This is a genomic window from Amycolatopsis sp. NPDC049688, from assembly GCF_040674975.1.
Classification (GTDB): domain Bacteria; phylum Actinomycetota; class Actinomycetes; order Mycobacteriales; family Pseudonocardiaceae; genus Amycolatopsis.
Genome location: NZ_JBFANY010000029.1, coordinates 19,392 through 30,354 on the forward strand (window position 1 = coordinate 19,392; position 10,963 = coordinate 30,354).

Consider the following 10,963-nt stretch of genomic DNA (forward strand, 5'->3'; position numbering starts at 1 on the left):
GTGGCTGTGGACGCTGACGTACTGCTCGACTGGTTCTCCGCGAACGGCCGGGATCTCCCGTGGCGCGAGCCCACCTGCTCGGCCTGGGGCGTCCTGGTCAGCGAAATCATGCTCCAGCAGACCCCGGTCATCCGGGTGCAGCCGATCTGGCACGAGTGGATGGCGCGCTGGCCGGTGCCCTCCGCGCTGGCCGCCTCCTCGCAGGGCGAGGTCGTGCGGGCGTGGGGGAAGCTCGGCTACCCGCGCCGGGCCCTGCGGCTGCACGAGGCCGCCGGCGTCATCGCGAAGGAGCACAGGGACGTCGTTCCGTCCGATGTGGACACTCTGCTCGCGCTGCCCGGGATCGGGGCCTACACCGCGCGGGCCGTCGCCGCGTTCGCCTACGGGCGGCGGGCGCCGGTGGTCGACACGAACGTGCGGCGGGTCGTCGCGCGGGCGGTGCACGGGGCCGGGGACGCCGGGCCCGCGTCGAACACCCGGGACATGAACGACGTCGAGGCGCTCCTGCCGGCCGAGGACGCACCGGCGGCCCGGTTTTCGGCGGCGATCATGGAACTGGGCGCCTTGATCTGCACCGCACGCGCACCGAAATGCGCGGACTGCCCGATCTACGACGAGTGCGCGTGGCAGCTGGCCGGGCGGCCGGAGTACACCGGCCCGGCCAAGCCGGTGCAGCGGTACGCGGGCACCGACCGGTACGTCCGCGGCCGGCTGCTGGACGTGCTGCGCGGCAGCGAAGGCCCGGTCGAGAAGGCGAAACTCGACCTGGTGTGGCACGACGGCGGCCAGCGCGACCGCTGCCTGGACTCCCTGCTGGTCGACGGCCTGCTGGAGCAGACCCGCGACGGCCTCTTCGCCCTGCCAGGCGAGCACTGACGCACTGCGACCAAAGTTGGTCAATAGTTGTCATCGGCGCGTTCCGGAGTTACCGTTTCACGCATGGTCACTGTTGACCGCCGGACCCTCTTCAAAGCGGGGGTGACCGCAACCGCGGCCGGCGCACTGGGGATGACGACCACGGGGACGGCCACCGCGGCCGTGCCGACACCGACGATCCACGGCTGCTCCGAATGGGGCGCCCGGCCCGCCGCCGGGCCGATCGTGGTGGAGAACCACAAGCCGACGTACATCGTCGTGCACCACGCGGTCGACCCGCCGATGAACAACGACTTCTCGCTGGCCCGCGCGTTCTACGTCGCAAGGTTCATCCAGAACTTGCACATGGACAAGAACGGCTGGATCGACAGCGGCCAGCAGTTCACCAACAGCCGCGGCGGGTTCATCACCGAGGGCAGGCACCGCAGCCTGGAGATCCTGCGCGGCGGCACGCAGCACGTCCAGGGCGCGAACGTCGGCAACCACAACAGCGAGGTCATCGGCATCGAGAACGAAGGCCTGTACAGCACGGTGGACGTGCCGGCGGCCCTGTGGAACTCGCTGGTCTCGCTCGTCGCCTACATCGCCCACCAGTACGGCATCGCGCCGGAGTTCATCAAGGGCCACCGCGACTTCAACACGACCGAATGCCCCGGCCAGGTGCTCTACAACCGGCTGCCGGAGCTGCGGACCGCCGTCGGCCGCATCCTGGGTGTCGCGGTGGCACGCGCCGAAGCCGAGTGGCCACTGCTCAAGCCGGGTGACACGGGTCGCAGGGTGCAGCTGGCGCAGGAGTTCCTGCGGAAGTCCGGTTTCGGCGTGCCGACGGACGGCGTCTTCGGTCAGTCCACAAAGGACGCGGTGGCCGCTTTGTCCGTTCAGGCCGGATTGCCGCGCCACACGTGCACCGCGACCAAGGTGACCGACGAAACCGGGTTCCTCGGCGCCGACGTGTGGCCACTGATCGTCCCCTCGGACCGGTCGACAGCGGCTTGGCGGGCGGACCTCGCCCGGGCCTGAAGGGTCGACACGCGTGATCGAAAGGCCGACACGCGTGATTTGAGGGTCGACACGGCGGCTCAACGGCGCGCTCGGCGTGTCGTCCCTCTGATCACGCGTGTCGACTCCGCAATCACGCGTGTCGACCCCTTCAGCGGGCCAGGACCTGGGAAAGGAAGGCTTCGACGGCCCCGCGGTAGGTCTCCGGGGCCTCGTCGTGGGGCAGGTGGGCCGAGCCCGGGACCACGAGATGGCGAGCGTCGGGCACCCGCGAAGCGACCTCGGCCTGCTGCCCGGGTGGCATCGCCGTGTGCTCGCCCTCGACCAGCAGGAGCGGACAGCGGATCGCCTCGACGACGTCCCAGTAGTCCCGGCGGCCCCATTCGGCGGCGATGACGTACAGGTCCTCGAGGTCCGCGACCAGGTGGAACCCATCGGCGCGCTCCTCGACGCAGTCCGCGAAGTACTCGCCCGCGTCGCCGAAGAACTCCCGGACGTGGTCGAGCGAGGAGAACGGCACCGGCCAGCTCTCGAAGTACCCGCGCCAGGTCTCCACGGTCCGGCCGCGCTGGTCCGGCGCGAAGTCCTCGGACACGACCGCGCGCACCAGCTCCGGGTACCGCGCGGCAGTCGCCCACGCGTGCAGGCCGCCCATCGAGTGGCCGATCAGCACCGCCGGCCCCGCGTCGAGGGTTCGCAGGGCTTCGGCGACGTCGTCGGCGAAACGCTCGGTCGTCCACGGGCCGACGCGCGGTGCGCTGCCGTGGCCCCGCGCGTCCAGGCCGTACACCGCACCGTAGGGCCGGAGCCACTCCGCGACCCGCCACCACGTCCGCGCGCGGCCCATCAAGCCGTGGAGCAGAACGATCGGCACACCGCTGCCGCCGAAACAGAGCACGCGGCCACCTAACCACAAAACCCCTGGTGCGGAACGTGACCAAGTGATCGCTTTCGATAACCTATGGTGGTCGTATGCGCCGCCGACTCACCGCCCTGGCTGTCTGCGCCGCCGTGGTCCTCGCCGCGGCGTGCGGCGGCGACGCCGTCACCGCGCCGGCCCCGCCGCCGCCCATGCACCCGGTTCCGGGCGCGTCCGGTGCCGGCGACCCGTACTACCCCGAGGACGGCAACGGCGGCTACGACGCCCTCGGCTACCAGGTCGACGTCAAGTACGACCCGCCGAGCGGGCACCTCGACGGCGACACCACGGTGACCGCGAAGGCCACCGAGGACCTGAGCCGGTTCGACCTCGACCTCCGCGGACTGGACGTGCACAGCGTCGAAGTCGACGGCAAGCCCGCGCGGTTCACCCGCGAGAAGGCGTTCGAGCTGGTCGTCACCCCACCGGCCCCGATCCGCGCCGGGACGACGTTCCGCACCCGCGTCCGCTACGGCGGCGACCCGGCGAAGACCCCGCACGACGGCGGCAGCGAGAACGGCTGGCAGCACTCGGCCGACGGCGGCGCGTTCATGGTCGGCGAGCCGCACTCGGCCGCGTTCTGGTACCCGGTGAACGAAACCCCGCGCGACAAGGCCGCTTTCACGCTCACCGCGCACGTCCCGCCGGGCTGGACGGTGATTTCGAACGGCCGGGAAGGCCCGCCGGGCACCTGGACCGAGCCGAACCCGGTGGCGAGCTACCTGACGACGATCGCGATCGGCAAGTTCAGTGTCGACAGGTCGACTTTGCCGGACGGGACCCCGGTCGTCTCGGCGTACGCCCCCGGCGCGGACGCCCGCCGCGCCATCGGCGGCCGGCTGCCCGAGGTACTCGGCTTCCTGAGCGGCAAGTTCGGGCCGTACCCGCAGTCGGCGGCGGGCGGGATCTACCTGAACGAGAACGTCCCCTTCTCGCTCGAGACGCAGACCCGGCCGACGTACGCGAAGTGGGCCGACCTGCCGACCCTGGTGCACGAGAACGCCCACCAGTGGTTCGGCGACTCGGTGTCGCTCGCCAGCTGGTCCGACATCTGCCTGAACGAGTGCTTCGCGTCGTACTCGCAGTGGCTGTGGGCCGAGCGCGAGGGCCAGAACCTGGACGACCGCTACCGCGCGGCCATCGAGATCACCCGCGGCAGCATGGACTTCTGGGCGCAGAAGCTGATCGGGATGGGCCGGGGCCACGAGTTCGAAGGCGTCTACAACAAGGGCATCCTGGCCCTGCACGCCCTGCGCCGCCAGATCGGCGACCCGGCGTTCGACCGCCTCCTGCACGCGTGGCCGGCCCGCTTCCGCCACGGCAACGCCCGCTGGACCGACTTCGAGGCGATGGCGACCCAGGTCAGCGGCAAGAACCTGCGAGAGTTCTTCGACACGTGGTTCCGCGGCACGAAGCTGCCCGCCGACGCCGACCTCTACCCGGGCTCACTGCGCAGCTGAGCCCAGCAGGGACCGCGTCAGCGCGCTGCGCGCGTCCAGCATCTCCCGCAACGCCGTCCCCAGCTCCTCGTCACCGACGACGACGTCCTCATCCGGGCGCGCCGCCAGCGCCCGCAGCGACGCTCGCCGCAGCAGCTCCTTCGCGAACGACGCCGTCACCCCCTCGGTCGCTTCGATCACCGGGCCGAGGTCCGCCGTCAGGTTCAGCCCGCGCGCGTACAGGCGAAGCAACGCTTCACGCCCCGCCGCGTCCGGCAGCGGGATCTCGACCGCCAGATCCACGCGGCCCGGGCGGTCCGCGAGGGCCTTCTCCAGCTCGCTCGCCCGGTTGGTGGTGAGCAGGAACGTGACGTCGGCGTCGCCGCCCACGCCGTCCATCGCGTCGAGCAGGGTGAACAGCAGCGGCTGGACCATCGGGCCGTAGCTGCGGTCCTGGGCGATCAGGTCGACGTCCTCGAGCACGACCACGCTCGGCTGCAGCCGCCGCGCCAGCTCGGCCGCCTTGGCCACGAACCGCATCGCCGTGCCGGTCAGGATGACCACCGTCGTCTCCGGCAGGCGGCCCATCAGGTACCGGACCGTGTGCGTCTTGCCGGTGCCGGGCGCGCCGTGCAGCAGCAGGCCGCGCTTGAGGTGCTGGCCGGCGGCCAGCAGCCGCTCGCCGTGCTCGGCGATGCCGATGGTGTGCCGCTCGATCGCCTCGAGGACGCCGTCGGGCAGCACGACCTCGTCGCCGGTCAAAGTCGGCCGCGGGAGGAAGGTGAGCAGCTCGTTGCCGCGGTTTTCGCTGGTGCCGAAGGCCAGCACCTGGCCGCGCAGGACGTCGTGCTCGGTCATCAGGCGCTCGACGCGGTCCCGGACGCCGGTGGCGATGCCCCGTGACGTCGCCAGCACCTCCAGCCGGCACTGCTCCAGCCCCCACTGCGGGGTGGCGCCGCGGATGGCGAGCAGCACCGGCTCGCCGCCGGGCGCGTGCGTGCCGACGAGCCCGAGCTGAACCGCCTCGGTCGCGTCGTCCGGGCCGGTCGCCGTGGTCGTGTAGTCCACCGAGCCGAGGTCGTACATCCCCTGCCGGCGCGCGGTGGCGAGCATCCCGATCAGGTCCTCGTGGGTGCGCTGGCCGCCCGCGACCCCGAACCAGTCCACGGCCGTGCCGTGCGCGGCGAGGTAGGCGTCGACCCCGCGCTGGATGTTGGCGTGCTCCCACATCGGCCAGTTGCGGGTGACGACCACGACTTCCGGCAGCGGGGCACCCAGGTGCCCGGTCACGCGCCCGATCAGTTCGTTCCCCCCGCCGGTGACCTCGTCCGCGGTGGCGCGGACGATCCGGGCGAGGTCGGCGGCGAGGTCGCGCTCAGTGCTCCCCATGCCCTCAACAGTGGCACGGGTCACACCCGGGAGCCAACTAGGCTGGAGCCATGAGTGTCGTGAAGATCAACGCGATCGAGGTCCCCGAGGGCGCCGGCCCCGAGCTGGAGAAGCGGTTCGCCGCGCGCATGCACTCGGTCGACGAGCAGCCGGGCTTCCTCGGCTTCGAGCTGCTGCGGCCGGTTTCCGGCGAGACGCGCTACTTCGTGTACACGAAGTGGGAGACCGAAGAGCACTACCAGGCGTGGGCGAAGGGCGGCCCGGCCGCGGCGGCGCACTCGGGCGAGCGCGCCAAGCCGGTGTCCACCGGGGCGAACCTCCTCGAATTCGAGGTCGTCCTCGGTTCCCAGCCTGGTGCTTGAGCACGCCGCGAAGCTCCTGGACGGCGCCGGCGCGCTCCTGATCTGCGCCGGCGCCGGCATGGGCGTCGATTCGGGCCTCCCGGACTTCCGCGGTGGCGAAGGGTTCTGGCGGGCGTACCCGCCGTACGCCCGGCTCGGCCTGCGGTTCGAGGAGCTCGCCGACCCGCGGCACTTCGCCGACGACCCCGAGCTGGCCTGGGGTTTCTACGGTCACCGGCTGGCGCTGTACCGCGAAACCGTGCCGCACGACGGTTTCCGGCTGCTACGGGAGTTCGGGTCGGAGCTGCCCCACGGCGTCCGGGTGTTCACGTCCAATGTGGACGGCCAGTTCCAGGCGGCGGGCTTCCGGCACGTCGCCGAGGCACACGGCTCGATCCACCACCTGCAGTGCCTCGACGGCTGCACGGACGACATCTGGCCGGCCGCCGGCATCGACGTCGTGGTCGACGAGGCCACCATGCGCGCGGTGCCACCGTTGCCGTCGTGCCCGCGCTGCGGCGGGCTGGCGCGGCCCAACATCCTGATGTTCGGGGACTTTTCGTGGGTCCCGGACCGCAGCCAGGCCCAGCTGGACGAGCTGACGGCGTGGCGCCGGACGGCACGCGACCTCGTGGTGGTCGAACTGGGCGCGGGCCAGGCGGTCCCGACAGTCCGCCGCTACGCCGAGCTGGCGAGCGCGGCGACGGGCGCGCTGATCCGCATCAACCCGAGGGAACCCGAGATCCGCCACGGCCGCGGCGTGTCGATCGCGGCCGGCGCGCTGGAGACGCTCACCGCGCTGGCCGCAGCCAGAGATCGCGGTTCCCGGCGATGAGCACCCGGCCGTCGGCCAGGGTCGTGGCCGCCCGCACCGGGGACTCCCCGCAGCCCAGTTCGCCGCGCTGCCAAGCCTGACCTTCCCGCGCCAGGACGGCCGAACAGTAACGCGTGTTCTGCTTGTCCCGGAACGGTTCGCGGTTCCGAACCGCCAGCACGGGGTGGCCGTGCGCGTCCAGCGTGCCCCCCACCACCGCGCCGGGTCCCGGCACCTCCACAGTGGACCACGCGCCCGGCTTGCCGAGGCGCACGAACGGCTTCTGCGAGCGCCCGTCCGAGACCTCCCCGTAGAGCAGCCACTGCCCGCCGACGGGCAGGATCCCGGACACGAGCGTTTGGTCCGGCGGCGTCGGCAGCTCCGACACCGTCCAGCTGCCGCCGCCGTCGTGGGACGCCCAGATCTGCAGGTGCGGGTTCGAAAACCCGGCTGCGAGCAGTTCCGGCCCGGCCGCCACCACCGACCAGGGGCCGTCGGCGCCCTCCGCTCCCGCGGCGACCGGCATGACGACCGTGCGTTCCGTCTTGCCCTCGTCGTCCGACAGCCACGCCACCGGCCGGGTCGTCCGGCCGTCGAGGAACGCCGTGCCGGTCGCGACGAGGGTGCCACCCGACCGCGCCAGCGCCCGCGGGTCGCGCTGACCACGCAGCTCGCCGAGCTCGGTGACCGTGCCGTCGGCGTCCCGGCGGGCGAACTTCGCGTGGACGCCGAGCACCGAGCCGTCCGGTCCGGGCACGGCGGCCACGCCCGGCAGCCCGCCGCCGCGCCAGCCGTTGCCCGCGGCTTCCGGACCGGGGCCACCGCGGCCCGGTGACGGGCTGAACCGCAGCGTCGTGCAGCCTGCGTCGCCAGTCCAGTTCGCGGTGACGTCCCGGTACCCGTTCGCGAAGGTGCCCAGGCCGAGCACACAGCCGTTCACCGGGACCAGCGCTTTCAGGCCCACGTTGTCCGGGACCCAGTCGCTGTCGGACGGGAACTGCACCGCGCCCGCGTGCGCCTCGAAACCGAGAGCGCTCTTCGGGCCGTCCGCCGGAGCGGCCGCGGGCTGCCCGCAGGCGGCGACCAGCAGGACCAGGACCAGCGGCACGAGTCTTCGCATGCCGGTCAGGATGCCAGGAACGCGATCACGGCAGGCGGACCTCGGCGAACACCGCCCGGTGGTCGCTGCCCGGCATGTCGAACACCCGGTAGTCCAGCACCGCCGCGCGGTTGTCCACCGCCACGTGGTCGATCGTCACCACCGGGAACGACGACGGCCACGTCGGGGCCAGGCCCTCGCCGCGTTCCTCCGCCGCGTCGCGGTAGCCGCGGGACAGGATCGTCCGGTACGCCACGTGGTCCAGGGTGGCGTTGAAGTCGCCCGCCAGGATCCGCAGGCCGTGCTCGCCCGCCGGGCGGGACAGGTCCTTGATCTCGCGCTCCCACTGCGGGGTGTCGACGTCCGGGGAGATCGGGTGGACCGCGACGATCTCCACCACCACGCCGTCGCCCAGGTCGGCTTCGGCACCCGGCTGCTTGGCCGCCGAGTCGCCCGACAGGTTGACCTCCTTCAGCGGGAAGCGCGACACGATCCCCGACCCGAACGCGCCCGGCGCCGGGTGCAGCACCCGGTACGGCAGCGCCTCGAACAGCCCGGCCGCGGTCAGCCCGTCGACCACGCGCGGGGTCATCTCGACCAGGTTCAGCACGTCGATCCGCTGCTCGCGCACCAGGTCGACGACGGCCTTCGGGTCCGCCTGGCCGTAGAGCAGGTTCGACGAGAGCACCCGCAGCGTCTTGCCGTGCAGGTCGCGTTGCTCGCTCGCCGACAGCCGCGGGAGCACCAGGACGGCCAGCGCGATCGCCAGCACCAGCGCGACCCCGCCGGTCCACCACCGCCGCAACGCCAGTGCGACGCCGCCGAGGAGCAGGCCCGCGGCCGCCGCGTACGGCGTCAACGACAAGGCGACCAGCGTGTACCAGTCGCCGTCGAAGCCGATCAGGCGCAGCGCCGCCAGCACCGCCAACGGCACCACCGGCACCACCAGCAGGCCCGTGACCAGCGGGTTCTTCCGCCGCGAGCGCGTCTCTTCCGCAACCACCATGCTGCCGAGTATGCCGAGACCGGACCCGCGCGGCCCGGGCGGCGGCAACTCCTCCACAAGATCTCCACCAGCGGCTGCCAGCGCCTGCCAGCGCGCTGTGCGCGAGCTACCAGCGCGGCCGTCCACAGTGAAACCCGAACGCGACAGCGAAGGAGGACGCCCATGTCGCACGCAATCCAGGCCGAGGGCCTGGTCAAGACGTTCGGGGAGACGAAGGCGCTCGACGGGGTGGACCTCGAGGTCCCGTTCGGGCAGGTCGTGGGGGTGCTCGGGCCGAACGGCGCGGGCAAGACGACCGCCGTCCGGATCCTGGCGACCCTGATGAAACCGGACGCCGGCAGAGCCACGGTCGGCGGCTACGACGTGGTCACCGACCCGGTCCGGGTCCGCAGCCTGATCGGGCTGACCGGGCAGTACGCGTCGGTCGACGAGGACCTGAACGGGATCGAGAACCTCGTCCTGATCGGACGGCTGTACGGCTACTCCCGCGCCGACTCGAAGGCCCGGGCCACCGAGCTGATCGAGCGGTTCGAGCTGACCAAGGCGGCCAAGCGGCCGATCCGGACCTACTCCGGCGGCATGCGGCGGCGGCTCGACCTCGCCGCCAGCCTCGTCGGCCGGCCCGAGGTGCTCTACCTCGACGAACCGACCACCGGGCTCGACCCGCACGCCCGCAACGAGGTCTGGGACGTCGTCCGCGGCCTCGTCGCCGAGGGCGCCACAGTGCTGCTGACCACGCAGTACCTGGAGGAGGCCGACCAGCTCGCCGACAAGATCACCGTGTTCGACCACGGCCGGGTCGTCGCCGACGGCCGGGCCGACGAGCTCAAGCGCCGGGTCGGCGGGCAGACGCTGCAGGTCCGGCCGACCCAGCTGTCCGACATGGACGCCGTCAACCGGATCCTCGGTGATCTCTCCGGCGTCCGGCCGACCCGCGACAACGCGACCGGCCTGCTCACCGCACCGGTGAACGACCCGGTGCTGCTGTCCACTTTGGTCCGCAAGCTCGACGAGGCCGGGATCACCGCGGACGAGCTGGCGCTGCGGCTGCCCAGCCTCGACGAGGTGTTCCTCGCTCTCACCGGGCACACCGCCGAACCGTCCGTCGAGGACAAGACCCTGGAAGGGAGCCTGGCATGACGACGCTGGCCCTCGACCGCCCGGCCCCGCCGCGGCACATCAGCCCCGGCAAGGGGCTCCAGCACGCGCTTTCGCTGGCCTGGCGGGGCATCCTGAAGATCCGCAAGAACCCCGAGCAGCTCGCCGACGTCACGCTGATGCCCATCGTGTTCCTGGTCATCTTCGTGTACCTGTTCGGCGGCGCGCTGTCCGGCTCGACCGACGCCTACCTGCAGATGGTCGTGCCCGGCATCATCGTGATGAACATCCTGCAGGCCTGCCTGACCGTCGGCGTGCAGCTCAACACCGACGTCACCAAGGGCGTGTTCGACCGGTTCCGCAGCATGCCGATCGCCCGCTCGGCCCCGCTGATCGGCGCGGTGCTGGCCGACGTCGTGCGGTACGTCGTCTGCCTGACCGTGCTGATGGTCGTCGCGACGATCATGGGCTACCGGATCGCGACCAGCCCCGGCGAGTTCGCCGTGGCCATCCTGCTCGCGCTGGCGTTCGGCCTGAGCTTCTGCTGGGGCTCGGTCTTCGTCGGCATGCTGATGAAGACGCCCGGCTCGGCGCAGGCGCTGATGTTCGTCTTCATCATGCCGCTGACGTTCGGCAGCAACGTGTTCGTCCAGACGTCGACCATGCCGGGCTGGCTGCGGGCGTGGGCGGACATCAGCCCGGTCAGCCTGATGGCGAACGCGCTGCGCGGCCTGATGAACGGCGGGCCGGTGGCCGGCCCGCTGGCCGGTGCGCTGGCCTGGATGGCCGGCGCGGTGGTCGTGTTCTTCCCGCTGGCCACCTGGGCCTACCGCCGGCGGGTCTGAACGGCGCACACACGGGGGTGAGTAGCGCCAGGGGAGGTCGTGCCGTTCGAACCGGTGCCGGCCGAGATCCCGGAAGTCTAGGTAGCCGGCCGGTCAGAACCGGCAGGGCCGCATGCAGTCCGGCCGCGCCGCGGTGGG

At 72.0% G+C, this 10,963-nt stretch carries 11 protein-coding genes; 7 read left to right on the top strand and 4 right to left on the bottom strand.

The genetic code is table 11. From position 1 onward, the window contains the following. Positions 1-876 carry an A/G-specific adenine glycosylase gene (locus AB0J55_RS44675; RefSeq protein ID WP_364263935.1) on the top strand — a complete coding sequence of 292 codons (876 nt, stop codon included), beginning with the start codon at positions 1-3 and terminating at the stop codon, positions 874-876. 63 nt (positions 877-939) lie between these two features. Then, positions 940-1,896, top strand: a complete 957-nt coding sequence (locus AB0J55_RS44680; RefSeq protein ID WP_364263938.1) for an N-acetylmuramoyl-L-alanine amidase — start codon at positions 940-942, stop codon at positions 1,894-1,896. A gap of 130 nt (positions 1,897-2,026) precedes the next feature. On the opposite strand, the gene AB0J55_RS44685 is transcribed toward AB0J55_RS44680, so the two are convergent. Beyond that, entirely contained in the window at positions 2,027-2,773 is a 747-nt protein-coding gene (locus AB0J55_RS44685) for an alpha/beta hydrolase (RefSeq protein WP_364263941.1), read from the bottom strand. 74 nt (positions 2,774-2,847) lie between these two features. Between AB0J55_RS44685 and AB0J55_RS44690 the strand changes: the two genes are divergently transcribed. Then, a complete protein-coding gene (locus AB0J55_RS44690) occupies positions 2,848-4,254 on the top strand; it encodes a M1 family metallopeptidase (protein ID WP_364263944.1) in 1,407 nt (468 codons plus the stop codon). On the opposite strand, the gene AB0J55_RS44695 is transcribed toward AB0J55_RS44690, so the two are convergent. After that, complete coding sequence (locus tag AB0J55_RS44695; protein WP_364263947.1) at positions 4,240-5,622, bottom strand: ATP-binding protein; 1,383 nt, start codon at positions 5,620-5,622, stop codon at positions 4,240-4,242. The genes AB0J55_RS44690 and AB0J55_RS44695 overlap by 15 nt on opposite strands. A gap of 50 nt (positions 5,623-5,672) precedes the next feature. Here AB0J55_RS44695 and AB0J55_RS44700 point away from each other — a divergent pair, with 50 nt between their 5' ends. Continuing rightward, the gene (locus AB0J55_RS44700; RefSeq protein WP_103351085.1) at positions 5,673-5,984 is read left to right on the top strand and encodes an antibiotic biosynthesis monooxygenase; all 312 of its coding nucleotides are present in this window, start codon (positions 5,673-5,675) and stop codon (positions 5,982-5,984) included. After that, complete coding sequence (locus AB0J55_RS44705; protein WP_364263950.1) at positions 5,977-6,798, top strand: Sir2 family NAD-dependent protein deacetylase; 822 nt, start codon at positions 5,977-5,979, stop codon at positions 6,796-6,798. Before AB0J55_RS44700 ends, AB0J55_RS44705 begins: the two co-directional genes overlap by 8 nt. Here AB0J55_RS44705 and AB0J55_RS44710 read toward each other — a convergent pair. Together AB0J55_RS44710 and AB0J55_RS44715 are read right to left on the bottom strand one after the other, a co-directional pair. Continuing rightward, on the bottom strand, positions 6,755-7,897 hold the full coding sequence (locus AB0J55_RS44710) for a hypothetical protein (protein ID WP_364263953.1): 1,143 nt from the start codon (positions 7,895-7,897) through the stop codon (positions 6,755-6,757). The genes AB0J55_RS44705 and AB0J55_RS44710 overlap by 44 nt on opposite strands. A gap of 25 nt (positions 7,898-7,922) precedes the next feature. After that, positions 7,923-8,882, bottom strand: coding sequence for an endonuclease/exonuclease/phosphatase family protein (locus AB0J55_RS44715; RefSeq protein ID WP_364263956.1), 960 nt, complete (start codon positions 8,880-8,882; stop codon positions 7,923-7,925). A 162-nt stretch (positions 8,883-9,044) separates the two neighbouring features. Between AB0J55_RS44715 and AB0J55_RS44720 the strand changes: the two genes are divergently transcribed. Further along, positions 9,045-10,022 (top strand): ATP-binding cassette domain-containing protein, encoded by a 978-nt coding sequence (locus AB0J55_RS44720; protein WP_364263959.1) that lies wholly within the window; start codon positions 9,045-9,047, stop codon positions 10,020-10,022. Then, entirely contained in the window at positions 10,019-10,825 is an 807-nt protein-coding gene (locus tag AB0J55_RS44725) for an ABC transporter permease (RefSeq protein WP_364263962.1), read from the top strand. The genes AB0J55_RS44720 and AB0J55_RS44725 overlap by 4 nt, the downstream gene beginning before the upstream one ends. Positions 10,826-10,963 lie beyond the last annotated feature (138 nt).

What these genes read in the sequence shown, in the direction of transcription:
- AB0J55_RS44710 (WP_364263953.1), bottom strand. Translation starts at nt 7,897, where the DNA reads ATGCGAAGACTCGTGCCGCTGGTCCTGGTCCTGCTGGTCGCCGCCTGC.
- AB0J55_RS44725 (WP_364263962.1), top strand. Translation starts at nt 10,019, where the DNA reads ATGACGACGCTGGCCCTCGACCGCCCGGCCCCGCCGCGGCACATCAGC.
- AB0J55_RS44680 (WP_364263938.1), top strand. Translation starts at nt 940, where the DNA reads ATGGTCACTGTTGACCGCCGGACCCTCTTCAAAGCGGGGGTGACCGCA.
- AB0J55_RS44695 (WP_364263947.1), bottom strand. Translation starts at nt 5,622, where the DNA reads ATGGGGAGCACTGAGCGCGACCTCGCCGCCGACCTCGCCCGGATCGTC.
- AB0J55_RS44700 (WP_103351085.1), top strand. Translation starts at nt 5,673, where the DNA reads ATGAGTGTCGTGAAGATCAACGCGATCGAGGTCCCCGAGGGCGCCGGC.
- AB0J55_RS44690 (WP_364263944.1), top strand. Translation starts at nt 2,848, where the DNA reads ATGCGCCGCCGACTCACCGCCCTGGCTGTCTGCGCCGCCGTGGTCCTC.
- AB0J55_RS44720 (WP_364263959.1), top strand. Translation starts at nt 9,045, where the DNA reads ATGTCGCACGCAATCCAGGCCGAGGGCCTGGTCAAGACGTTCGGGGAG.
- AB0J55_RS44715 (WP_364263956.1), bottom strand. Translation starts at nt 8,882, where the DNA reads ATGGTGGTTGCGGAAGAGACGCGCTCGCGGCGGAAGAACCCGCTGGTC.